The 24,159-nt window shown below is 61.3% G+C and carries 21 protein-coding genes and 2 tRNA genes; 17 read left to right on the top strand and 6 right to left on the bottom strand.

Translation table 11 applies throughout. From position 1 onward, the window contains the following. Nucleotides 1-15: 15 nt before the first annotated feature. From ACHEXL_RS05660 to ACHEXL_RS05695, 8 genes are all read left to right on the top strand, one after another. Nucleotides 16-1,887: an ABC transporter permease gene (locus tag ACHEXL_RS05660; RefSeq protein WP_416561035.1), complete on the top strand. Its 1,872-nt coding sequence runs from the start codon at nt 16-18 to the stop codon at nt 1,885-1,887. Further along, nucleotides 1,884-2,705, top strand: coding sequence for an ABC transporter ATP-binding protein (locus ACHEXL_RS05665; protein ID WP_416561036.1), 822 nt, complete (start codon nt 1,884-1,886; stop codon nt 2,703-2,705). Before ACHEXL_RS05660 ends, ACHEXL_RS05665 begins: the two co-directional genes overlap by 4 nt. Further along, nucleotides 2,692-3,342, top strand: coding sequence for an ABC transporter ATP-binding protein (locus tag ACHEXL_RS05670; protein ID WP_416561037.1), 651 nt, complete (start codon nt 2,692-2,694; stop codon nt 3,340-3,342). The genes ACHEXL_RS05665 and ACHEXL_RS05670 overlap by 14 nt, the downstream gene beginning before the upstream one ends. A 106-nt stretch (nt 3,343-3,448) precedes the next feature. Next, nucleotides 3,449-4,633, top strand: a complete 1,185-nt coding sequence (pncB, locus tag ACHEXL_RS05675) for a nicotinate phosphoribosyltransferase (protein ID WP_416561038.1) — start codon at nt 3,449-3,451, stop codon at nt 4,631-4,633. 58 nt (nt 4,634-4,691) lie between these two features. Continuing rightward, nucleotides 4,692-6,116 carry a sodium:proton antiporter gene (locus ACHEXL_RS05680; protein WP_416561039.1) on the top strand — a complete coding sequence of 475 codons (1,425 nt, stop codon included), beginning with the start codon at nt 4,692-4,694 and terminating at the stop codon, nt 6,114-6,116. Beyond that, complete coding sequence (locus tag ACHEXL_RS05685; RefSeq protein WP_416561311.1) at nt 6,116-7,102, top strand: 2-hydroxyacid dehydrogenase; 987 nt, start codon at nt 6,116-6,118, stop codon at nt 7,100-7,102. Before ACHEXL_RS05680 ends, ACHEXL_RS05685 begins: the two co-directional genes overlap by 1 nt. After that, a complete protein-coding gene (locus ACHEXL_RS05690; protein WP_416561040.1) occupies nt 7,099-8,496 on the top strand; it encodes a DNA recombination protein RmuC in 1,398 nt (465 codons plus the stop codon). The genes ACHEXL_RS05685 and ACHEXL_RS05690 overlap by 4 nt, the downstream gene beginning before the upstream one ends. A gap of 28 nt (nt 8,497-8,524) precedes the next feature. Beyond that, nucleotides 8,525-9,685, top strand: a complete 1,161-nt coding sequence (locus ACHEXL_RS05695) for an MFS transporter (protein ID WP_291924165.1) — start codon at nt 8,525-8,527, stop codon at nt 9,683-9,685. On the opposite strand, the gene ACHEXL_RS05700 is transcribed toward ACHEXL_RS05695, so the two are convergent. From ACHEXL_RS05700 to earP, 5 genes are all read right to left on the bottom strand, one after another. Then, the gene (locus ACHEXL_RS05700; RefSeq protein WP_416561041.1) at nt 9,682-10,554 is read right to left on the bottom strand and encodes a TIGR00730 family Rossman fold protein; all 873 of its coding nucleotides are present in this window, start codon (nt 10,552-10,554) and stop codon (nt 9,682-9,684) included. The two genes, ACHEXL_RS05695 and ACHEXL_RS05700, sit on opposite strands and share 4 nt — an antisense overlap. A gap of 112 nt (nt 10,555-10,666) precedes the next feature. Next, a complete protein-coding gene (gene efp / locus ACHEXL_RS05705; RefSeq protein ID WP_062404128.1) occupies nt 10,667-11,221 on the bottom strand; it encodes an elongation factor P in 555 nt (184 codons plus the stop codon). A gap of 94 nt (nt 11,222-11,315) precedes the next feature. Further along, on the bottom strand, nt 11,316-11,750 hold the full coding sequence (locus tag ACHEXL_RS05710; protein ID WP_416561042.1) for a DUF6691 family protein: 435 nt from the start codon (nt 11,748-11,750) through the stop codon (nt 11,316-11,318). After that, nucleotides 11,747-12,229 (bottom strand): YeeE/YedE family protein, encoded by a 483-nt coding sequence (locus tag ACHEXL_RS05715; protein ID WP_291918029.1) that lies wholly within the window; start codon nt 12,227-12,229, stop codon nt 11,747-11,749. Before ACHEXL_RS05715 ends, ACHEXL_RS05710 begins: the two co-directional genes overlap by 4 nt. Nucleotides 12,230-12,322: 93 nt before the next feature. Continuing rightward, nucleotides 12,323-13,420, bottom strand: coding sequence for an elongation factor P maturation arginine rhamnosyltransferase EarP (gene earP, locus ACHEXL_RS05720; RefSeq protein WP_416561043.1), 1,098 nt, complete (start codon nt 13,418-13,420; stop codon nt 12,323-12,325). Nucleotides 13,421-13,474: 54 nt separating this feature from the next. Between earP and uvrC the strand changes: the two genes are divergently transcribed. The 9 genes from uvrC to dnaB all read left to right on the top strand — a co-directional run bounded on the left by uvrC (nt 13,475) and on the right by dnaB (nt 22,311). Next, nucleotides 13,475-15,403 carry an excinuclease ABC subunit UvrC gene (gene uvrC / locus ACHEXL_RS05725; protein ID WP_416561044.1) on the top strand — a complete coding sequence of 643 codons (1,929 nt, stop codon included), beginning with the start codon at nt 13,475-13,477 and terminating at the stop codon, nt 15,401-15,403. 53 nt (nt 15,404-15,456) lie between these two features. Continuing rightward, complete coding sequence (gene pgsA, locus ACHEXL_RS05730; protein ID WP_416561045.1) at nt 15,457-16,026, top strand: CDP-diacylglycerol--glycerol-3-phosphate 3-phosphatidyltransferase; 570 nt, start codon at nt 15,457-15,459, stop codon at nt 16,024-16,026. After that, nucleotides 16,023-16,931, top strand: coding sequence for a DMT family transporter (locus ACHEXL_RS05735; RefSeq protein WP_416561046.1), 909 nt, complete (start codon nt 16,023-16,025; stop codon nt 16,929-16,931). Before pgsA ends, ACHEXL_RS05735 begins: the two co-directional genes overlap by 4 nt. Nucleotides 16,932-17,004: 73 nt before the next feature. Continuing rightward, nucleotides 17,005-18,090, top strand: a complete 1,086-nt coding sequence (locus ACHEXL_RS05740; protein ID WP_416561047.1) for a tartrate dehydrogenase — start codon at nt 17,005-17,007, stop codon at nt 18,088-18,090. Nucleotides 18,091-18,257: 167 nt separating this feature from the next. After that, the gene (locus ACHEXL_RS05745) at nt 18,258-18,530 is read left to right on the top strand and encodes an HU family DNA-binding protein (RefSeq protein ID WP_416561312.1); all 273 of its coding nucleotides are present in this window, start codon (nt 18,258-18,260) and stop codon (nt 18,528-18,530) included. 16 nt (nt 18,531-18,546) lie between these two features. Continuing rightward, nucleotides 18,547-18,622, top strand: a tRNA-Val gene (locus ACHEXL_RS05750). Nucleotides 18,623-18,684: 62 nt separating this feature from the next. Next, entirely contained in the window at nt 18,685-20,616 is a 1,932-nt protein-coding gene (locus tag ACHEXL_RS05755) for a SurA N-terminal domain-containing protein (protein WP_416561048.1), read from the top strand. 26 nt (nt 20,617-20,642) lie between these two features. Further along, nucleotides 20,643-20,718 (top strand) — tRNA-His (locus ACHEXL_RS05760). Between the two features lie 174 nt (nt 20,719-20,892). Continuing rightward, nucleotides 20,893-22,311: a replicative DNA helicase gene (gene dnaB / locus ACHEXL_RS05765; protein WP_416561049.1), complete on the top strand. Its 1,419-nt coding sequence runs from the start codon at nt 20,893-20,895 to the stop codon at nt 22,309-22,311. 18 nt (nt 22,312-22,329) lie between these two features. On the opposite strand, the gene ACHEXL_RS05770 is transcribed toward dnaB, so the two are convergent. Beyond that, nucleotides 22,330-24,009 carry a PhoH family protein gene (locus ACHEXL_RS05770; protein ID WP_416561050.1) on the bottom strand — a complete coding sequence of 560 codons (1,680 nt, stop codon included), beginning with the start codon at nt 24,007-24,009 and terminating at the stop codon, nt 22,330-22,332. Nucleotides 24,010-24,159: the final 150 nt, after the last annotated feature.

The raw sequence follows: 24,159 nt of genomic DNA on the forward strand, positions 1-24,159 counted from the left end.
AGACAAGGGTCTGGTTTGGGATTCGACGCACTGGCGCTGCAACTGCTCAATGGCCTGAGCCACGCCACCACCTTGTTTTTGATGGCCTCCGGGTTGACGCTGATTTTTGGCGTGACCCGGATCGTCAACTTCGCGCATGGCAGCTTCTTCATGCTGGGGGCTTTGTGGTCGGCGCACGCGGTGACGAACTGGTGGCCTGCCATGGCGGACAGCGCCTGGGGCTATGGCACGGTGATCTTGATGGGCGCGTGTGTGGCCGCCTTGCTCGGGGCCGTGACCGAAGTCACGCTGCTCAAGCGCATGCGCCACGCGCCGCAGCTGTACCAACTGGTGGCCACCTTCGGCCTGACGCTGGCGCTGCACGACGCGATGCGCTGGTTCTTTGGCCCTGAAGAGGTGTTCGCGCCGCGCTTTCCGGGCCTCAAGGGCGCGGTCCAGCTGGGCGAGTCGTATTTCCCGACCTGGCAACTGTTCACTTTGGTGCTGGGGCCGCTGGTCTGGCTGGGCCTGCACCTTTTGCTCACGCGCACCCTGTGGGGGCAGCGCGTGAAGGCGGCCACACAAGACCGCGAGATGCTCGCCGCGCTGGGCGTGAACCCCGCGCCGCTCATGTTGGGTGTGGTGATGCTGGGCTGCGGCTTGGCGGGCTTGGCCGGGGCGCTGCAGCTGCCGCGCGAGCCCGCACATTTGCAAATGGACGTGAACGTGGTGGTCGAGACCTTTGTGGTCGTGGTCACGGGCGGGCTGGGCAGCATTGGCGGGGCTTTTGTGGCGGCGCTGCTGATCGGCGTGATCCACGCCTTGGGCCTGAGCTTTTTCCCGCAAGCGACCTTGGTGCTGGTGTTTTTGACCATGGCGGTGGTGCTGGTTTGGCGGCCGCAGGGCCTGGCCGGGTCGGCCGCGCAAGGGGAGCAGCGCGAAAGCGTGCCGGTGTTTGCGCTGTGGCCTGTCGCGAGCTGGGGCCGGGCGCTGTTGGTGGCGGTCTTTGTGGGCTTGACGCTGCTGGCCTGGGGGCAGGGCGATTACGGCCGCAGCCTGGCCGAAGACGTGATGGTGATGATGCTGTTTGGCCTGAGCCTGCAGTGGATGATGGCTTTGGGCGGCCTGGTCAGCTTTGGTCACGCGGCGTTTTTTGCGCTGGGGGCCTATGGCGCAGCGCTCTCGCACCTGCACTGGGGCGCTGCTTTGCCAGCCGCTTTGGCCGCAGGCATGGCGCTGGCGCTGGCCGTGGCCTTGGCCTTTGGCGCTTTGGTGGTGCGCAGCAGCGGGGTGTACCTGGCCATGCTGTCGCTGGCGCTGGCACAAATGATTTGGGCGGGGGCCACGCAATGGGTGGATCTGACAGGGGGTGACAACGGCCTGATCGGCCTGCGTTTGATTGCCCCCGAGTCGCGTGCGCTGTGGGACGCAGCGCTGGGCGTCTTCATGCTGTTGGCTTTGGCGGGCATGGCGCGTGTGGCCCGCTCCAGCCGGGGCGCGGCTTTGCAGGCTCTGCGCGATGCGCCCCTGCGGGCAGCCGCCAGCGGTTTGCCGGTGCAGGCCTTGCGTTACCAGGTGTTCGTGGGCAGCGCCACTTTGGCGGGCCTGGCCGGGGGCTTGTGGGCGGCGTTCAAAGGGGCGGTGTTTCCTTCGGTGGCCTCCGTCGCCATGTCGGTGGACGCTTTGCTGGTGATTTTGCTGGGCGGGGTGCACCAGCTGTGGGGCTCGGCCGTGGGCAGTGCGCTTTTGGTGTGGGGCGGGGCTGAGTTGGGGCAGGGTCTGGATTATTGGCGCGGTGTTTTGGGCTTGGTCATCATGCTCGTGATGGTGCTGGCCCCCAGTGGCGTGCTGGGTGGGCTGCAGATGCTGTTGGCCCGCTTTGCTTCTCCAAAGGGGAGCCGCGCATGAGCCTTAATACAGTTTTACAGGTGCGCGGTTTGGCCAAGCACTTTGGCGGCGTGCGGGCGTTGGACGGTGTGGACTTCTCTGTGGCCGCAGGCCAGTGCGTGGCCCTGATTGGCCCCAACGGCGCGGGCAAGTCGACCTGTTTTGCCTGTCTGGCGGGTCAGCAGGTGCCCACGGCGGGTGAGGTGCTGTGGCAAGGCCAGTCGCTGTTGGGCAAGTCGCCCGCCGAGCGCCAGCGCCTGGGCGTGGCCCGCACCTTCCAGGTGGCGCAAACCTTTGAGGCGCTCTCGGTGCTGCAAAACATCCAGCTGGTGCTGCGCAGCGCCCAGCCGCTGGCTTGGTGGGACCGTCTGGACCGCCGCCAGCCCGAGCGGGCGCTGCGTCTGGCCGCGCAAGCGGGCTTGCAAGCCCAGGCCCACGGCACCGTGGCCGATTTGCCGTATGGCGCGAAAAAACGCCTGGAGCTGGCCATGGCGCTGGCGGGCTTGCCCGACGCTGTGCCTGGCACCGGGGTCGATCAGGGTGCCCATGCAGCGCAGTCTTTGCTGCTGCTCGACGAGCCTGCTGCCGGGCTGGCCCTGGCCGAGCGGGCCGACATGATGGCGCTGGTGCGCCAGGTGGCCGCTCAAGGCGTGACGGTGCTCTACACCGAACACAACATGGACGCCGTGTTTGGCGTGGCCGATCGGGTGCTGGTGCTGATGCAAGGCCGCTTGGTGGCCGACGGCCTGCCCGAAGTGGTGGCGCAAGACCCGCAAGTGCGCGAGCGCTATTTGGGGCTCGACTTCGACATGAAAGGTTTGCGCGATGTTCACCGTTGAAGGGCTGAACGCCTGGTATGGCCAAGCCCAGGCCTTGTTTGACGTGAGCCTGTCGGTGGGCGAGGGCGAGCTGGTCGTCATTCAGGGTCTGAACGGCGCGGGCAAATCCACGCTGCTGCAAAGCCTGATCGGCATCGGTCCACGGGCGCAAGGCCGCATCACCTGGCAAAACCAGCCCATCCAAACCTGGCCCACGCACCGCCGCGCCCGGGCGGGTCTGGGTTTCGTCGCCGAAGACCGGCGTTTGTTCACGGCTTTGTCGGTGAAGGAAAACCTGTGGATCGCCGCAAGCTCGGGTTCCAGTGCTCAGGCCACGCCCGCGCAGCGTTTTGGCCGTGTGATGGCCTTGTTTCCACAGCTGCAAACCATGCTGCAGCGTCCGGCCAGCCAAATGAGTGGGGGTGAGCAGCAAATGCTGGCGCTGGCCCGCACCCTGATGACTGGCCCGCGCCTTTTGTTGCTGGACGAGCCTTGCGAGGGCATTGCTCCGGTGCTGGTGGCGGCCATGCGCGACGCCTTGCTGCAACTGGCCCGCGAAGGCGTGGCCATGCTGGTGGCCGAGCAAAACAACATCCTGGCCCGGCATGCGCAGCGGGTTCTGGTGCTGACCAGTGGGCGCGTGGACGCGGCGGCCTGATGCCCGCAGGCCCCCCAGCTGCGCGCAGCCGCATCAGGATGCGCTAGCTGGCCATCCCTTACACTGCCTGACAACGACGAGCGGCCCCAGCCGCCATAGACACACCATGATCATCACCAGCCTGCTCGACACCGACCTGTACAAATTCACCATGATGCAGGTCGTGCTGCACCAGTTCCCGGGTGCACAGGTCGAATACAAGTTCAAGTGCCGCAATCCCGGCGTGGCGCTGGCCCCGTTGGTCAATGAAATCCGGCAGGAAATCCGCTCCTTGTGCAGCCTGACCTTCAAGGAGTCTGAGCTGCAGTACCTGCGCTCGCTGCGTTTCATCAAGAGCGACTTTGTGGATTTTCTGGGGCTGTTCAAGCTGAACGAAAAATATATCCAGGTCATGGCGCTGCCCTCTGGGGAGATCGACATCACCATCCAGGGCCCTTGGCTGCACACCATCTTGTTCGAGATTCCGGTGCTGGCCATCGTCAACGAGGTGTATTTCCGCAACACCCAAAAAGTGCCCGACCTGATGGAAGGCCGTCGCCGTCTGGACACCAAGATCGCCCAACTGCAGGCCCCTGGCCTGGAAACCCTCAAGATCGCGGATTACGGCACCCGTCGCCGCTTTTCTCGCGCCTGGCACGAAGAGGTCTTGCGCGTGCTCTCGGCCCGTTTGGGCACGGGGCCTGAAGGGCAGTTTGCCGGCACCAGCAACGTGTATTACGCCCACCTGCTGGGCTTGACACCGCTGGGCACCATGGCGCACGAGTATTTGCAGGCGGCGCAGGCCCTGGGTCCGCGCTTGCGCGACAGCCAGGTCTTTGCTTTCGAGTCCTGGGCCAAGGAATACCGCGGTGACCTGGGCATTGCGCTGAGCGATGTGTACGGTTTCAATGCCTTCCTGCGCGACTTTGACATGTATTTTTGCAAGCTGTTTGACGGCGCCCGCCACGACAGTGGCGACCCGTTCAGCTGGGGTGAGCGCATGATCGCGCACTACCAGCAAAACCGGGTGGACCCGAAAACCAAGACGCTGATTTACAGCGACAGCCTGACCATTCCACGCACCATCGAGCTGTTTGAGCAGTTCCGCGGGCGCTGCCAGTTGGCTTTTGGAGTGGGCACCAACCTGACCAATGACTTGGGTTACGAGCCCCTGCAGATCGTCATCAAGATGACGCGCTGCAACGGCCAGCCTGTGGCCAAACTGTCGGACTCGCCGGGTAAGGGCATGTGCGATGACGAGAAGTACCTGGCCTATTTGCGGCAAGTCTTCGACATTACACCTGCGGTCTGATGCCGATGCCCGGGGCCGTTACCATACGCATCCACAAAAAAACCAAGAGGGCTGAAAGATGAAGCAATCGTCATTGCGAAGGGGCATACAGACAGGCTTGTTCGGGCTGATGGCCTGGCCAGGCTGGGCTGCAGCGGCCGACTTCGATGGTGCGCAGCTGACCGCGATTTGGGGCGTTCCTTTTGCCGGCATTTTGCTGTCGATCGCTTTGATGCCTTTGCTGACCCCCCACTTCTGGCACCACCATTACGGCAAAGTGGCGGCCGCCTGGTCGCTGGCTTTCTTGTTGCCTTTTGCGGCGATGTTCGGTGCGGGCGTGGCAGGTGTGAACCTGGTGCACGCGCTGCTGGCCGAATACATCCCCTTCATCATCTTGCTCACCGCCTTGTTCACCGTCTCGGGGGGCATTTTCATCCGGGGCAACCTGCATGGCAGCCCGGGCCTGAACACCGCCATCTTGGCCATCGGTGCGGTGCTGGCCAGTTTCATGGGCACCACCGGGGCGTCGATGCTGCTCATTCGCCCCTTGATCCGGGCCAACGACAACCGCAAGCATGTGGCGCATGTGGTGGTCTTTTTCATCTTCATTGTGTCGAACGCGGGCGGCTCGCTGACCCCGCTGGGCGATCCGCCCTTGTTCCTGGGCTTCCTCAAGGGCGTGGATTTCTTTTGGACCCTGAAGCACATTTTCCCGGAGAGCCTGTTCCTGATCGGCTCCTTGCTGGCGATTTTTTACGCGCTGGACTCCTGGTTCTACCACCGCCGTGAAGAGCTGTTGCCGGTCGACCCGACCCCCGACTCCCGCCAGATCGGCTTTGATGGCCGCATCAACTTTGCCTTGCTCGGCGGCGTGGTCGCTCTGGTGCTGATGAGCGGCGTCTGGAAATCGCCCGTGTCATTCAACATCGCGGGCACCGAAGTGGGTTTGCCGGGCGTCTTGCGCGACCTGGGCTTGGTCTTGATCACCTGGCTGTCGCTCAAATGGACGCCTGCCCAAGTCCATGCCGACAACCAGTTTGGCTGGGGCCCCATGGTGGAGGTTGCCAAGTTGTTTGCCGGCATTTTCCTCACCATCATCCCCGTGATCGCCATGCTCAAGGCGGGTACCAACGGGCCTTTTGGTGCCGTGGTGTCTGCTGTGACGAAGCCCGACGGCAGCCCGGACGTGATGATGTACTTCTGGATCACGGGCGTGCTCAGCTCTTTCCTGGACAACGCGCCCACCTACCTGGTGTTCTTCAACACGGCCGGGGGTGACCCGCAGGTCTTGATGACCACGCTGGCCCCCACTTTGGCGGCCATCTCGGCCGGTGCCGTGTTCATGGGGGCCAACAGCTACATTGGCAATGCGCCCAACCTCATGGTCAAAGCCATTGCCGAAGACCGTGGCGTGAAAATGCCCAGCTTCTTTGGTTACATGCTCTGGTCGGGCGGCATTTTGGTGCCCCTGTTTGTCGTGATGAGTTTCATCTGGTTCAAATGATGTCCAAACCTTCCATTCTGGTGGCCCGCGCCATCTTTCCCGAGGTCCTGCAGTCTTTGGCGCAGGTGTTTGAAGTCGAAAGCAACCAGGCCGACGAGGTCTGGTCTGCCGCCGAGCTCACCCGCCGCATGCAGGGCAAAGCGGGTGCTTTGACCACGGGCAGCGAGCGCATCGACGCGGCACTTTTGCAGGCCAACCCGCAACTGCGCATCGTGGCCAACATGGCCGTGGGCTACAACAACTTCGACGTGCCCGCCATGACCGCTGCGGGCGTGGTCGCCACCAACACCCCCGATGTGTTGACCGAGACCACGGCCGACTTTGGCTTTGCGCTCTTGATGGCCACGGCCCGGCGCGTGACCGAGAGCGAGCATTACCTGCGAGCCGGTTTGTGGAAGAAGTGGAGCTACGACATGTTTGCGGGGGCCGAGGTGCATGGCTCGACCTTGGGCATCATCGGCATGGGGCGTATCGGTCAAGGCATTGCCCGCCGTGCGGCGCATGGCTTTGGCATGAAGGTCATCTATCACAACCGCAGCCGCCTGAGCGCCGAGCTCGAAGCCGAGTGCGAGGCCACTTATGTGTCTAAGCAAGAACTGCTACAGACCGCTGACCATGTGATGCTGGTGGTGCCATACAGCGCTGAGTCGCACCACACCATTGGCGCGGCCGAGCTGGCCCAGATGAAACCCACCGCCACGCTGGTGAACATCGCCCGTGGTGGGATCGTGGACGATGCGGCCCTGGCCAAGGCCTTGGCGGCGCGGCAAATCGCCGCCGCAGGCATCGATGTGTTCGAGGGCGAGCCCTCTGTGTACCCCGACTTGCTGAAAGTCTCCAATGTGGTCCTGACCCCCCACATCGCCAGCGCCACCATCAAGACCCGCAAGGCCATGGCCCAGCTGGCCGCCGACAACCTGGTCGCCTACCTGACCCGTGGCCAGGCCTTGACCCCCTTGAACACCCTGCCAGGCGCCGCTGCATGAGTGAATGGGTGCTGCTGGCCCTGGGCGGTCTGAATCTGCTGCTCTTGGTTTGGTTGCTGCTGCGCGGCAGCACCTCGCCTGGTGAGCAGGCTGAGCAAACCGCTGCATTGCTGGCCGTGCAAAGTGCCTCGCAGAGGGCCGAGCAAGCGGCCTGGCAGCAACAGCAGTTTGCAGCACTGCAGTCACAGACCGAGCGGCTGGAGCGCGAGCTGCGCACCGAGATCAGCCAGTCGGGCGTGCAGGGGCGGCAAGAAGCCATGCAAACGCTGACGCTGTTCCAGCAATCGCTGCTGCAGCAAAGCGCAGAAGCCACCCGCACGCAAAACCAGCAGATCGATGCACTGGCCCAGCAACTGGCCCTGCTGCAAAAAAGCCTGACCGACAGCCTGGCCCAACAGGTCAATGCACTGTCTGAGGCGAATGCCCGACGCCTGACCGAGATGCGCGGCACCATGGAAACCCAGCTGGCCCAGCTGCAGCAAAGCAATGCCGCCAAACTGGACGAAATGCGCCAGACCGTGGACGAAAAACTCCAAGCCACCTTGCAAGCCCGCTTGGGCGAGAGCTTCAAGCAAGTGGCCGAGCGGCTGGAGCAGGTGCACAAGGGCTTGGGCGAAATGCACAACCTGGCGCAAGGCGTGGGCGACTTGAAGCACCTGCTGACCAACGTGAAGACACGCGGCATGTTCGGTGAGGCGCAGCTGGCCTCGCTGCTGGAACAGGTGCTGACCCCCGAGCAGTACGCGGTGCAGGTGGCCACCCGCCCGGGCGACAAGAACCGGGTGGACTTTGCGATTCGCCTGCCCGGCCGCTCAGACAACGGCCAGCCCGTGTGGCTGCCAATCGACGCGAAGTTTCCCAACGAAGACTACGAGCGCCTGCTTGAAGCCCAGGGCCGCGCCGACCCGGTGCAGGCCGAGTTGTGCGCCAAGGCCCTGGAGACGCGTATCAAGCTCGAAGCCAAATCGATCGCCGACAAATACCTGGAGCCCCCGCACACCACCGACTTTGCGGTCATGTTCCTGCCCACCGAAGGGCTGTATGCCGAGGTCTTGCGCCGCCCCGGCCTGATGGAGACGCTGCAGCGCGACCACCGCGTCACTCTGGCAGGCCCGACCAACCTGATGGCCATGCTCAACGCCTTGCAAATGGGCTTCAGAACCCTGGCGCTGGAAAAGCGCTCCAGCGAAGTCTGGCAGGTGCTGGGCGCGGTCAAGACCGAGTTTGGCAAGTTTGGCGACGTGCTGGACAAGGTGCGCAACCAGACGCAAACCGTGCTCAACACGCTGGACCAGGCCCAGACCCGCAGCAACGTGATGAACCGGGCCTTGCGCCGGGTCGATGCCTTGCCCGAGGCCGACGCACAAGCCCTGCTGCCCGGCGGGGACCACTGATGGCCAAGCGGCCGAGGCGGGCCCGGGGATGAAAACACTGCCCCGGCTGATCGCCGGCCAGATTTTTTTGCACGCCTGCATGGCGGGCATGCGCATGGCCATCCCTTTGCTCGCACTCAAACAGGGCTTCAGCGCCATGGCTGTCGGGGCCTTGCTGGCTTTGTTTGCCCTGACCCAGGTTTTTTTGGCTTTGCCCGCGGGGCGTTACGCCGACCGCACGGGCCTGAAAAAACCCTTGCTGCTCAGCGTGGCGATGTCCTCCGTGGGGGCGGGGCTCTCGGTGCTGTGGCCCATTTTCCCGGTCATGTGCCTCAGCGCCCTGGCCACTGGCGGGGCCACGGGCATGGCGGTGATTGCCTTGCAACGGCATGTGGGCCGTCTGGCCAAAGACCCGGCAGACCTGAAGGCCGCGTTCAGCTGGTTGTCGATTGGCCCGGCAATTTCCAACTTCTTGGGGCCGGTCCTGGCGGGTTTGCTGATCGATTACGCCGGACCCGAGCCCGCCGACCTGACCGGTTTTCGCTGGGCCTTTTTGTTGATGGCGGTGTTGCCGCTGAGCACCTGGTTTTGGGTGCGCACGGTGCCCGAGCTTCACAGCCCCCCGACCCTTGACAACGCCGCACCGCGCCGCGCCATGGATTTGCTGGCCGAGCCCATGATGCGGCGTTTGCTGGGGGTCAACTGGCTGCTGTCTTCGTGCTGGGATGTCCACACCTTTGTGGTGCCCGTGCTGGGCCACGAGCGTGGGTTCAGTGCTTCGGTGGTGGGTACCATCCTGGGCGCGTTTGCTGTCGCTGCGGCGTTCATCCGGGTCTGTTTGCCCTTTATTTCGCGGCATGTCCAGGAGCACCAGATCATCACCGGGGCCATGGTGTGCACCGCGCTGCTGTTTGGCCTGTACCCCTTCATGCCTACGCCCTGGAGCATGGGTTTGTGCTCGGTCTTGCTGGGCTTGGTGCTGGGCACGGTGCAGCCCATGATCATGAGCACATTGCACCAGATCACCCCCAAGCACCGTCAGGGCGAGGCGCTGGGTCTGCGATTGATGAGCATCAATGCGTCGAGCGTGCTGATGCCCATGGTCTTTGGGGCTGCGGGGGCCATTGCCGGGGTGGCCCCGGTGTTTTGGGTGGTGGGCACCGCTGTGGGCCTGGGCGCACGCGCGGCGTGGCGTTTGCGGCCTGCTTAACCCACCTTCAGCTGGTAGAACTCGCAAATCGCCTGCCACGCCGCTTCGGGTGTGTCCACATAGCGGAACAGCTTCAGGTCGTCTCTGGAAATGGTGCCTTCTTGCACCAGCATCTCCATGTCGATCAAGCGCTGCCAAAATTCCGTCCCGAACAACAAGATCGGCACCGGGCGTGATTTGCGCGTTTGCACCAGCGTCATCACTTCAAACAGCTCGTCCAGCGTGCCAAAGCCGCCCGGAAACGCCACCAGGGCCTTGGCGCGGATCATGAAATGCATCTTGCGCAGCGCAAAGTAGTGGAACTTGAAGCTCAGCTCGGGGGTGACGTAAGGGTTGGGTTTTTGCTCGTGGGGCAGGGCGATGTTCAGGGCCACCGAGGGTGCCCCCGCTTCTTGTGCCCCCCGGTTGGCCGCCTCCATGATGCCGGGGCCGCCGCCTGTGCAGATGAACAACTTTTCTTCGTCGGGCAGGGATGCGCAGGACTTGGCGACTTGTTGGGCAAAAATGCGGGCGTTTTCGTAATGCTGGGCGTTCCGCACGGCGGTTTCGGCCCGGGCGATGTCCTGCGCCTGGCCGTTTTGCAAAGCCGTTTTTAGTTGCGCTTGGGCGCTTTCCATGTCTATGAACCGCGCACTGCCAAAGACCACCACGGTGTGTTCAATCTTGGCCTCGGTTTGCGCCAGGTCCGGTTTGAGCATCTCCAGTTGGAAACGGATGCCCCGGGTTTCTCGGCGCAGCAAAAATTCGGGGTCGGCAAAGGCCAAGCGGTGGGCTTGTGGCTCCAGCCAGTCGGCGGTGTTGGCCTCGGCTTGCAGATCGGCCCAAGCGTGGGGCAGGGAAGGGGTCAGGAGGTCTTGTCGGGATTGCATGGCGGCATTGTGCATGCACCAGCCCTGCAGGCAAGACGGAGATGCCCAAACGAATCGCTTTGACCATGAAAAAAGCCCCTTGCGGGGCTTTCATGGGGGCGGGATCGGAAGATCAGACGCGCTTGCGGTATTCGCCGGTGCGGGTGTCGATTTCGATCTTATCGCCTTGGCTCACGAACAAAGGCACGGGCACTTCCATGCCGGTGGCAATCTTGGCGGGCTTGAGCACTTTGCCCGAGGTGTCGCCTTTGACGGCTGGCTCGGTCCAGGTGATCTCGCGCACCACGCTGGTGGGCAATTCGACCGAGATGGCTTTCTCGTTGTAGAACACCACTTCGAGTTCCATGCCGTCTTCGAGGTAGTTCAGGGCGTCGCCCATGTTGGTGGCTTCGACTTCGTACTGGTTGAAGTCGGTGTCCATGCAAACGTACATCGGGTCAGCGAAATACGAGTATGTGCACTCTTTCTTGTCCAGAATGACCTGGTCCATCTTGTCGTCGGCGCGGAACACGACTTCGGTACCGAAATTGGCGATCAGGCTTTTGAGCTTCATGCGCACAGTCGACGAGCCGCGGCCACCGCGTTGGTATTCGGTGCGCAGGACGACCATGGGGTCTTTGCCGTGCATGATGACGTTGCCGACGCGGATTTCTTGAGCGGTTTTCATAGGAATTGAGTCTGAAATGAAAAGGGGTGGCTTGAAGCCAAGCCCATTATTCTAACCTGTGGGGCCTGCTAAGGCCGAGGGCCCTTACAGGCGCTCAGTCCCGCGCCGTCAGGCCATGGGCCAGTGCACCCAGCACAATGCCGCCCAAAGCCCACAGGATGTCGGTGTTGCCTGTGCCCAAGGCCGCAATCGCCGGGCCGGGGCACACCCCGCTCAAACCCCAGCCCACGCCAAAAATGGCCGAGCCGATCACGGTTTGGCGGTTCCAGCTCGCCGGTTGCGTCAGGAACTGCCCGCTCAATAAGGGGCGGCCCAGCCAGCGCGGAAAACCTTTGTAAGCCAGCATGGCCAAGCCCGCCGCGCCGCCCATGACCAGCATCAGGCCCCAGTCTTGAAAGCGCAAAAAGCTCAAAACCACCTCGGGCTGCACCATGGTGGCCAGCGACAGGCCAAAGCCAAACAAGGCCCCGGCGACCAAGGTGACCAGCGCTTTGGGCAGAGAAAGTGTGTGAGGGGTCAACGGGTTCATGCCAGGCCTTTCGTGAAGATGGCCATCAGGTTGGCGGTCATGAAAGCAGTGGCCATGAAGGTCAGCACCGCGCCCAGCGAAGGCAACTGCAGCGAGCCCAGCCCGCAAATACCGTGGCCCGAGGTGCAGCCATTGCCCAAACGGGCACCGTAGCCCACCAAAAAGCCGCCCACCAGCAGCTGCCAGGCGGGCACGCTGGTGTGCTGCGCCTCGCCGCCCGCCAGCGTGAACCGCCAAACCAGCGCCCCCAGCACAACGCCCAAGGCGTAAACCAGCCGCCAGTTGCGGGTGCTGACAAAGCGGGCTTGCTGAAAAAACGCCCGTTTGGACACGAACGACCAACTGCTGGAAAAGACGGAACTCATGCCGCCAACCCAGCCGTTGAACAAATAGAGCAGCGCCACGCCAGCGCCAATGGTCAGGCCGCCCAGCAGGTAGTGCTGCCAGCCGAGGGGGAAGAGGGTGTCAATCAAAGTCATGGGTCGGGATTATCGGTGAGTGCTTCCAAGCGTTCCGGGAGGCTGGGTTCAAACCACGCCTGGCGTGTGCGGTTTTTCCGGCGATGAACAAGCTCAGTCTGTTTGAGGTGGGGTCCCGGTGTGCATCACCAATTGGCGCACCAAGTCTTGCTGGTTTGACAGATGTTGTTTCGCGGTTTGTACGCAGGCGGTCCAGTCTGCCAGCAACTTGTCATCAAGCGTTGGCAATTCGCTCGCCTCAATCCCATTCCAAACCCGATGCGCCTTGCGCAGACTCTCAGGCGCTTGCATCCAGTCCAGAAACGCTTCCAGCTTGTCGTGGTGCGCGTTGTCGTCTTGTGGGTAGATGTGCCAGATGAAGGGCTGGCCTGCCAAGAGGGCCCGCACCAGTGAGTCTTCTCCGCGCACAAAGTTGAGGTCGCAGGCCCAGAGCATCTCGTCGAATCCGTTTTGGTCGGTGTAGGGCAGGGCGCTCCAGCTGGGTGGCACGGCCATGCCCGCCAGTGCTTGCTGCACCGCCGCCAGTGGGCGGCCGGGGGTGACCAGCAGGTGGTGGGGTGTGCCCACCAATTGGGCCAGCAGCTGGGGCAGGGCGGCGGGTTCGTAGCAGAACAGACTGATCAGCAGACCGCCCGGTGACAGTTGGGGTGCGTGTTGCTCGCGCCAGGCTGAACGTTTGACAAGGTCAAACTTTTGCTGGCGCTCTAGCAGGTCGGTTTCGCGCAGCAGGCCGCCCGTGTCCGGTGTGAAGCCTGGGTAAAAGAAGGTCTTGGTCCAGCCTTTGGCCGGGCCGCTCATCACGGGCGAAGGCAGCTGGTGCATGCGTGGCACCCAGTCTTCGGCGCTCAGGTATTCGAGGTTGATCCAAGTGGGTGGCTTTGCTCTTGTGTTGACAGCGTGGGCCACAAAGGCTTCGGGCAAGGTGCAGCCAAAGGCTTCGACCCAGACGTCGGCCGGGGAAAGGGCTTGCAGGGTGCTGGCTTGGCTGGCATCGGCCCACGGGCGCACTTCAATGCCAGGCTTCTGGTGGGCGGTGGGCGCCATCCAGGCCAGGGCCGAGGCGTCGTCCACCCACAGGCGCACGCGCTGGCCAGCGTCGCGCAGCTGGCGCGTCAGGCGCCAGCACACGCCCAGGTCGCCGTGGTTGTCGATCACGGTGCAGAAGATGTCCCAGAGTTGGCCAGTTTGCATGCGGCGATTGTCGCTGGAGATTTCACACACATCTTTTCACAGACAATAGCCGCCATGTCGAACACCCATGATGAAGCCCTGCTCGCGCAAGTTGCCGCGCTGCCCGCCTTGCCGGGGGTGTACCGCTACTTTGATGCGCAGGACCAGCTGCTGTATGTGGGCAAGGCCCTGAACCTGAAGCGCCGGGTGTCGAGCTATTTCCAGAAGGACCATGGCGGCACCCGCATTGGCCACATGGTCAGCAAGATCACCCGGATGGAGACCACGGTGGTGCGCTCCGAAGCCGAGGCGCTGCTGCTGGAAAACAACCTCATCAAGACCCAGCACCCGCGCTTCAACATCCTGTTTCGGGACGACAAGAGTTATCCCTACCTCAAGCTCACGGGCAATGGCCGTGTGGCGCTGCCCGCTGTGGTGAAGGCGCCCGAGGCGCAGCATTACCCGCGTGTGGCGTACTACCGGGGGGCGGTGGAAAAGAAGCACCGGTACTTCGGGCCGTTCCCCAGCGCATGGGCGGTCAAGGAGTCGATCCAGCTGATCCAGAAAGTGTTCAGGCTGCGCACTTGCGAAGACACGGTGTTTGCCAACCGCACCCGGCCGTGTCTGCTGTTTCAGATCAAGCGTTGCTCAGGGCCGTGTGTGAACCTGATCAGCCCCGAGGACTACAAAGCCGATGTGCAGCACGCCGAGCAGTTTTTGCGTGGCGAAACGAAGGCATTGATGCGCGAGATGGAAGCGCGGATGATGCAGCATGCCGAGCGCCTGGAGTTTGAGCAAGCCGCCGAGGTGCGCAACCAGCTCACGGCGCTGTCGCGGGTCTTGCACCAGCAGTCGGTTGACACGGCGGTGGACACCGATGCCGACATTTTGGTGGCCAAAGTGCAGGGCGGGCGCGCTTGTGTGAACCTGGCCATGGTGCGCGGTGGACGGCATCTGGGTGACCGACCTTATTTTCCGGTGCACGTTCAGGACGCGCAGGACTTGCTGGGTCTGGAGGAGGCAGAGGCGCAGCGCCCCGTTGAAGTGCAGGTGCTCGAAGCCTTTTTGGCGCAGCACTACATCGGCGTGCCCGTGCCGCCGCTCTTGATCTTGAGCGCGGCGGTGGACAAAGCGCTGATTGCGGCTTTGTCGGCGCAGTCAGGCGTGAAGATCAGCACGGTGACGCAGCCGCGCGAGCACCGCCGCGTCTGGCTGGAGATGGCCGAGAAAAACGCCGAGCTGCAATTGGCCCGTTTGCTGGCCGAAGAGGGCTCGCAGCAGGCCCGCACCCGGGCATTGGCCGAGGCGCTGGACTTGGCCCCAGACGATTTGGACCAACTCCACATTGAGTGTTTTGACATTTCGCACACGGCGGGCGAGAACACGCAGGCGTCTTGTGTGGTGTTTCGCCAGCACAAGATGCAAAGCAGCGACTACCGCCGCTACAACATCGAGGGCATCACACCCGGCGACGATTACGCGGCCATGCGCCAGGTGCTGATGCGCCGCTATGGCAAATTGGCCGAGGCCTTGCGCTCGGGCGAAGGCACAGCCCGGCTGCCGGACTTGGTGCTGATCGACGGCGGCAAAGGCCAGGTGAGCATGGCGCGTGAGGTGTTCACCGACCTGGGGCTGGACCTCTCGCGCATCGTGGGCGTGGAAAAAGGCGAAGGCCGCAAGGTGGGCCTGGAGGAGTTGGTGTTTGCCGATGGCCGCGAGAAGGTCTACCTGGGCAAGGATTCGGCCGCGCTCATGCTGGTGGCGCAAATCCGCGACGAGGCGCACCGCTTTGCCATCACCGGCATGCGGGCGGCACGTGCCAAGGTGCGGATGGGGGGCAGCAAGATTGAAGAGATTCCCGGTATCGGTCCGCGCAAACGCGCCAAGTTGCTGCAGCGCTTTGGCGGTGTGCGGGGTGTGGAAAGCGCCAGTGTGGAGGATTTGTTGAGCGTGGAGGGCATCTCCCGGGAGCTCGCCGAGGCCATTTACAACGCCTTGCACTGAGCGCACCTCATGTTGTCATGAAGCCTTTGGCCGAGCGTGCCACAATCTAAACCATGTTTTTCACGATTCCCACCCTCATGACCTGGACGCGCATTGTCGCGATCCCTTTGATCGTTGGCGTGTATTACCTGGAGAGCTTGTCGGTCGAGACGCAAAACCTGATCGCCACGGTCATGTTTGTTCTCTTTGCCATCACCGACTGGCTCGATGGCTTTCTGGCCCGCAAACTCAACCAGACTTCGGCTTTTGGCGCTTTTCTGGACCCGGTGGCCGACAAATTTTTGGTGTGCGCCGCCTTGTTGATTTTGGTGCACATGAACCGGGTGCATGTGCTGGTGGCCTTGATCATCATTGGCCGCGAAATAGCCATTTCCTCCCTGCGCGAGTGGATGGCGCAGATCGGTGCTAGCAAAAGTGTGGCCGTGCACATGGTGGGCAAGCTCAAGACCACGGTCCAAATGTTGGCGATTCCCTTCCTGCTGTACGACGGCGTGTTGCTGGGCGTGATCGACACCCGCATTTGGGGAGCGGTGCTGATCCTGATCGCTGCCGTTTTGACCATTTGGTCGATGGTTTATTACATGCAAAAGGCCTTGCCTGAAATTCGAGCCCGCGTGAAATGAGCGGGGGCCGTTCGTCAGACGCCTGGTTGAGGGCGATCCCCGCCGTGTTCGTGTTGATCTGGAGCACCGGCTTCATCGTTGCCCGCTACGGCATGCCTCATGCGCCTCCTTTGTCCTTTTTGTCCCTGCGCTATGCCCTGTCGATCGCCTGCTTTTTGCCTTGGGTCCTGTGGGCCCGAGTGGCCTGGCCCCAAAGTCGATCGCAATGGTTGCATTTGTCGGTCACGGGCATCTTGATGCATGCGGGCTATTTGGGTGGCGTTTGGGTGGCGGTCAAGGCCGGTATGGGCTCTGGCTTGTCGTCCTTGATCGTCGGGTTCCAGCCGGTGTTGACGGCCATTTGGCTCGCTTACAGCTTGCGCGGCAGTGACGAGCCTGGCGTCTCGCGTCGGCAGTGGCTGGGCTTGCTGCTGGGTTTTGTGGGTTTGCTCATGGTGGTCTGGCGCAAGTTGACGCTGGGCACGCCCCTCGACCATGTCACATCCGCCAACATGGCCTTTGCCTTGGCCGCTTTGCTGAGCATCACGGTGGGCACCCTTTATCAAAAGCGCTTTGTCCAGCCTTGTGATGTGCGATCGGCCAACACTGTTCAGTTGTGTGCCGCTTTGGTGGTCACGCTTCCCCTGGCCTTGCTGGAAACCGAACCGATGCGTTGGAACACGGAGTTGGCAGGGGCCATGGCTTGGTCGGTGTTGGGTTTGACTTTGGGCGGCAGCTCGCTGCTCTATATGCTGATTCAGCGCGGCGCCGCCGCCTCGGTCACCAGCCTGATGTACCTGGTGCCACCCACTACGGCCATGATGGCCTGGGTTTTGTTTGGCGAAACAATCACATTGGCCACCTTGCTGGGCACTGCCTTGACTGCGCTGGGTGTGAGTTGGGTGGTTCGACCGTCTCGCAAGTGAAGCTTGTGCACGGTCTTTGTTGCTAAGCTCTCGGTTTTTCTGGTTTGACTTTTGATTTGAGAAAGTATTTTGTATGAGCAAGCACCGCATTGCTGTGATCCCCGGCGATGGCATTGGCCAAGAAGTGATGCCCGAGGGCCTGCGCGTGATGGACGCCGCAGCCCGAAAGTTCGGGATTGACCTGCAGTTCGACCACTTCGATTTTTCCAGTTGGGATTACTTTGAAAAGCACGGCCAGATGCTGCCCGACAACTGGAAAGACCAGATCGGTGGCCATGATGCGATTTATTTTGGCGCCGTTGGCTGGCCCGACAAAATCGCCGACCATGTCTCGCTGTGGGGCTCGCTGCTTTTGTTTCGCCGCGAGTTTGACCAGTACATCAACCTGCGCCCAGCCCGCTTGATGCCCGGCATCATCGCCCCCGTGGTCCGCCGTGACGGTAGTCCTCGCCAACCGGGCGAGATCGACATGTACATCGTGCGCGAAAACACCGAAGGTGAATACTCCAGCGTGGGCGGGCGCATGTTCCCGGGCACCGAGCGCGAAATTGTGATGCAGGAATCCATCATGAGTCGTATCGGTGTGGACCGTGTGCTCAAGTTTGCTTTCGAGTTGGCGCAGTCGCGCCCCAAGAAGCACCTGACCAGCGCCACCAAATCCAATGGCATCGCCATCACCATGCCCTATTGGGACGAGCGCGTGGCCGAAATGGCCAAAGCTTACCCTGGCATCAACGTGGACAAGTTCCACATCGACATCCTGACAGCGCACTTTGTGCAGCGTCCCGACTTTTTTGATGTGGTCGTAGCCAGCAATTTGTTTGGTGACATCCTGAGCGATCTGGGGCCCGCTTGCACCGGCACCATCGGTATTGCGCCCAGTGCCAACCTGAACCCTGACCGCAAGTTCCCCTCATTGTTCGAGCCTGTGCATGGCTCTGCGCCTGACATTGCGGGCCAAGGCATTGCCAATCCGATTGGTCAAATTTGGTGCGGCGCCATGATGCTGGAATTCTTGGGTCATAAAGCCGCTCATGACGCCGTTTTGGGGGCCATTGAGAAGGTGCTGGCGGCTGGTGCCGATGCGCCGCGCACCCCCGATCTGGGCGGTACAGCCAAGACGGCCGATGTTGGTCGAGCGATTTTCGAGGCACTTTAAGGCACCTTGCGCCTTGGAGGCAATAGCGTTTGGATGATGAAAAAGTCCCTTGCAGGGCATGAATGTCAATTTTTAAACGCTAAAATCCAAGGCTTGCCTAAGTGACTGCGACTCCTTTTTCCAGTCCACTGCCGCTTGCCCCGGTTGGTAACTTCAAGAGGTTTCTTGTGAACAAGACAGAGCTGATCGAACACATTGCAAAACAAGCAGACTTGTCCAAGGCTGCTGCTGGCCGCGCACTGGAAGCCACCCTGGGCGCAGTGCGCCTCACCCTTAAAAAAGGCGGCACGGTTTCGTTGGTCGGTTTTGGCACTTTTGCAGTTGGCAAACGGGCTGCTCGCACGGGTCGCAATCCGCGCACCGGCGCAGCGATTAAAATCAAGTCAGCCAAAGTCCCAAAGTTCCGCCCAGGCAAAGCCCTGAAGGATGCTTTGAACTGACAACACTTTTCAGGTGGGGCGCTTAGCTCAGTTGGTAGAGCGGCTCCTTTACACGGAGTAGGTCGGCGGTTCGAGACCGTCAGCGCCCACCACCCTACAAAGTAAAGGCGAACCCAGTGTTCGCCTTTTTTCTTGATAACCCGAGACTTCAGACATGTTTGATTCCATTCGCAACAACTCAAAAATCTTGATGGGGTTGTTGTTCTTGTTGGTGATTCCGTCTTTTGTGCTGTTTGGCATCGAGGGCTACAGCCAGTTTGAAGACAAAGGTGCTGTGGTGGCTCGGGTAGACGGACAAAAAATCACCCAGTCAGAGTGGGATGCCGTTCATCAGCAGGAAGTGGATCGGATTCGCGCCTCGGTGCCCAATCTGGACCCGAAGTTGCTCGACTCCGCAGAAGCGCGTTACGCGACGCTTGAAAAAATGGTCAACGACCGCTTGGTTGCCCGAGCTTCAGAAAAACAGTTGCTGGTCACCAGTGACCAGCGCCTGGCTCGCTATCTTCAGCAAGACCCATCCATTGCGGGTTTGCGTGGCGCAGACGGCAAGTTGGACATGGAACGCTACCGCCAGCTGGCAGCCAGCCAAGGCATGACCCCCGAGATGCTCGAAGCCCGTGTGCGCCGCGACCTGTCCAATCAGCAGGTGTTGGCCGGTTTGCAAGCTTCGGTGTTTGCGACGCAGCGTCAGACCGATGCCGCACTGGATGCCTACTTGCAGCGCCGTGAAATTCAGGTCAAGCGCTGGAGCCCGGCAGACTTTGCCGCCAAGGTCGAGGTGTCGGATGCGGACCTGGAGCGCTATTACAAAGACAATGCGGAGCGTTTTCGTTCGGTTGAAAACGTGGACCTGGAATACCTCGTCCTGGACGTGGCGGCCCTGCAAAGCCGGATTGAATTGCCCGAGCAGGACCTGAAAACCTACTACGAGCAAAACCTGCAACGGCTCGCAGGTCAGGAGCAGCGCCGCGCGAGCCATATTTTGATCAACGCTGCGAAAGATTTGCCCGTGGCAGACAGGCAAAAAGCCCGTGCCAAGGCGGAAAGCCTTTTGGCCACCGTTCGCCAGTCACCCAAAACCTTTGCCGAGGTGGCACGCAAGAACTCGGATGACACCGGTTCGGCTGCACGCGGCGGCGATTTGGATTTCTTCGCGCGTGGTGCGATGGTCAAGCCTTTTGAAGATGCGGCTTTTGCCCTTCAAAAGGGTGATATCAGTGAGATTGTGGAGTCCGATTTCGGCTACCACATCATCTTGCTGACCGATGTGAAGCAACCCCAAGCACCTACTTTTGCCTCCATGCGCCCGCAATTGGAAGCAGACTTGCGCAAACAGCAGGCTCAGCGCCAGTTCGCAGAATTGGCAGAAACCTTCAGCAACAGCGTTTACGAGCAGTCGGACAGTTTGACGCCCGTAGCAGAGCGACTGAAATTGTCGGTTCAAAAAGCGCAAGCGTTGACCCGCACACCCTCACCCGGTGCGCAGGGCGTTTTGAGCAACCCCAAATTGTTACAAGCCATCTTTTCGGAAGATGCCATCGCCAAACGCCGCAACACAGCGGCCGTAGAGGTGGCTCCGAACACGCTGGTCTCGGCCCGTGTGGTGAATCACCGCCCAGCGGCCGTTCGTCCCTTCGACGAGGTCAAAGCCAATGCGCGTCAACTTTTGATTCAAGCCAAATCTGCGGAGTTGGCCAAAGCTGAAGGGCAAGCCCGACTGGCGGCTTGGAAGACCGATGTCGCTCAGGCCAACTTGGGAGAGGCGGTGACGGTCTCGCGTGATCAGGCGCCTGCATGGCCTCAAGCGGTGATCGATGCTGCGTTGCGTGCCGATCCATCCAAAATGCCTGCCCTGTTGGGTGTGGACCTGGGCCTTCAAGGCTTTGCTGTTGTGCGTGTGAATAAAATCGTGCCACGCCCAGAGGCGACTGCCCAGCAATCCGAGCAGAGCCGCCAGCAATTTGCCCGCTTGTGGGGGCAGGCCGAGTCTCAGGCTTACCTGGCCAGTTTGAAGTCGCAATTCAAAGTTGAAATGTTGGCTCAAAAACCTAAAAAGTTGGAAGGTTCAGAGACCGAAAAGCCCTGAGCTTCAGGCTATAATATCGATCTGCGGTGGCTGTAGCTCAGTTGGTAGAGTCCAGGATTGTGATTCCTGTTGTCGTGGGTTCGAGCCCCATCAGCCACCCCAAAGTCTCAAAGGCCCTTTCGGCAACGAAAGGGCCTTTTCATTTGTGCATCACTTTGTTTGTGTTGCCGAGTTGTCCTCGTTTGGGCACCGGATACCCCATGTTTATCCACAGGGTTATCCCGTGACGCCAGGCGCTGTGGGGACTACCATTGCTTTTTGATTTGTCGGTACGCCATGTCTGCTGTTTTTTCTCCCCATCTGAGTGAATTTCCCACGGACTTGTCCTCTGACAGCCAAATTGCCAAATTGCGTGTTCCACCTCACTCGATCGAGGCCGAGTCGAGCGTGTTGGGCGGCTTGTTGCTGGACAACGGAGCTTGGGACAGGGTGGGCGATTTGTTGGTGGATTCCGACTTTTACCGGCACGAGCACAAGTTGATTTATGCCGCGATTGGCGCTTTGATCAATGCGTCCAAACCGGCCGATGTCATCACCGTCAGCGAACATCTGCAAAACCAGGGCAAAACCGCAGAGATGGGCGGTTTGGGCTACCTGAACTCCCTGGCCCAGTATGTGCCCAGCGCCAGCAACATCCGCCGCTATGCCGAGATCGTGCGCGAGCGCTCGATCCTGCGCAAACTGGTATCAGCCAGCGATGAAATCGCGACCAACGCCTTCAACCCCCAGGGCAAGGCGATTGACCGCATCCTGGACGAGGCCGAGCAAAAGATCTTCAACATCGGTGAAGAAGGCTCGCGCATGAAGCAGGGCTTTCAGTCCATGGACACGCTGGTGGTGGAGTTGCTCGACCGCGTGCAGGAGATGGCCGATAACCCCAACGACATCACGGGTGTGCCCACCGGCTTTTACGACCTGGACCGCATGACTTCAGGCCTGCAGCCGGGCGACATGGTCGTGCTGGCCGCACGTCCCTCCATGGGTAAAACGGCTTTTGCCATCAACATCGCCGAGCATGTGGCCTTGAATGAGGGCTTGCCAGTGGCGGTGTTTTCGATGGAGATGGGCGCATCCCAGCTGGCAGTGCGTGTGGTCGGCTCAATTGGCCGCATTGACCAGGGCCATTTGCGCACGGGCAAGCTCAGCGATGATGAGTGGCCACGCTTGACCGAGGCCATCGAAAAACTGCGCACCGTGTCTTTGCACATCGACGAAACCCCTGGGCTCACGCCCTCCGAGCTGCGGGCTAACGCGCGGCGCCTGGCGCGGCAATGCGGCAAGCTGGGCTTGATCGTGGTGGACTATTTGCAGCTGATGAGCGGCTCGGGTGGCTCAGGCGGCGACAACCGCGCCACCGAGTTGGGCGAGATTTCCCGTGGCCTGAAAATGCTGGCCAAAGAGCTGCAGTGCCCGGTGATTGCGCTGTCGCAGCTCAACCGTAGCGTCGAGCAACGCACCGACAAGCGCCCCATGATGAGCGATTTGCGAGAGTCCGGCGCCATCGAGCAGGATGCCGACATCATCATGTTCATCTACCGTGACGATTACTACAACAAGGATTCCAAAGATCCCGGTGTGGCCGAAATCATCATTGGCAAGCAGCGTAACGGCCCGACAGGCACGGTCCGCCTCACGTTCCTGAAGAACCTGACCCGTTTTGAAAGCCTGGCCTCAGGCCTCAGCGACGATTACTGAGACCCGAGGACGGGGTTTTTAAAGCGCTTCGCTGGCGAAGTCGGCCAGGCGCGAGCGCTCACCACGCGCCAGCGTGATGTGGCCCCCGTGGGCCCAGCCCTTGAAACGATCCACCGCATACGTGAGGCCCGACGAGCCTTCTGTCAGGTAGGGCGTGTCGATCTGAGCCAAGTTGCCCATGCAGATGATCTTGGTGCCCGGGCCTGCACGCGTGATCAGCGTTTTCATTTGCTTGGGCGTGAGGTTTTGCGCTTCGTCGATGATCACGTACTTGTTCATGAAGGTGCGACCCCGCATGAAGTTCATGCTCTTGATCTTGATGCGGCTCTTGATCAACTCGTTGGTCGCAGCGCGGCCCCATTCTCCGGCGTTGCCGCCGTCGCCTTTGGCTAAAAACTCCAGGTTGTCGTCCAACGCGCCCATCCAGGGGCCCATTTTTTCTTCTTCGGTACCCGGCAAGAAACCGATGTCTTCGCCCACGCTCACAGTGGCACGCGTCATGATGATTTCGGTGTAGCGGCGGTCGTCCAGCACCTGCGTCAGGCCTGCAGCCAGAGCCATCAAAGTTTTACCCGTGCCTGCTGTGCCCGCGAGCGTGACAAAGTCGACGTCTGGATCGGTCAGCAGGTTCATCGCAAAGTTTTGTTCGCGGTTACGCGTGGTCACGCCCCACACCGCATTCTTTTGGTGGTTGAAGTCCTTGAGGGTGCGCAGCACCGCGGTTTTGCCACGGATTTCGGTCACCCGTGCGTACAAGCTGGGCTCTCCGGGGGCCTCGAAATACACGAACTGGTTCATGAACAGACTGGGCACCACGGGCCCGCTGATTCTGTAAAACGTGTGGGTGCCTTGCTGCCAGCTTTCCACGGTTTTGCCGTTCTTGAGCCAGAAGTCGCTGGGCAAAGCCATAGAGCCCGGATACAGCAAATCCCCGTCTTCCAGCGTCTTGTCGTTTTGGTAGTCCTCTGCCTGAAGCCCCAACGCGCGGGCCTTGACGCGCATATTGATGTCCTTGGACACCAAGACCACTTCACGCGGTGCATGCAATTGGCCCAGCGCCTTGACGACGCCCAGAATCTGGTTGTCGGCCTTGCCTTGCGGCAGCGCCAGGGGCAGGCTCAGGTCCAGTGCCTGTGTCTGGAAAAACAATTGCCCCATGGCATCGGTGTGGCCTGTTGCGTTCAGGGGCGAGCCCTTGCCCAGATCGGCACCTTGACCCGAGGCCAAGGTGTCCAGCGAACGGCTGGCCTGGCGTGCATTGCGGGCGACCTCGGTCATGCCTTTCTTATGGCCATCGAGCTCTTCCAGCACGATCATCGGCAAAAAGACGTCGTGCTCCTCAAAACGGAACAGGCTCATCGGATCATGCATCAGCACATTCGTGTCAAGCACAAAAAGCTTGCTCGGGCCCGATCTCCGCTTGGGCCGAGCCGGAGTGCTTGAGCGGTTTGGGGCGGTGGCGGTTGAGGCGATCACCACAGAAGGCTCGGGTCGTGGGCTTGTATTCGCAGAAACGCTCTTGCGGCCCCGAGGCGGGCGTTTGGCTTCGGCGGCTGCAGCTGGCTGGGCGGGCGCTGACTGGACTTTGGTTTCGACTTGGATCATGCCTGTCGAGGCATCGTCTTCAGGGGGGGCTGACTCGAAAGCCTTGTGGGTCAAGCGGCTGGCGCGTTGGGTGGGGGCGGGTGGCAGTGGCATGAACGAAGGCCTCTTGAGGGGTGAAAAATCCGGACGCTGAAAAATAAAAAGCCGCCTGGAGGCCAAGGCGGCTTTTGATAGGGGAGAGAAGGGGGCTGACTTTCAGCGGCATGAATTCATTATGCACGAGCCAAAAGACAAAACCTGTCC

Source organism: Limnohabitans sp. YIMB22184, assembly GCF_048020265.1.
GTDB lineage: Bacteria > Pseudomonadota > Gammaproteobacteria > Burkholderiales > Burkholderiaceae_C > Limnohabitans_A.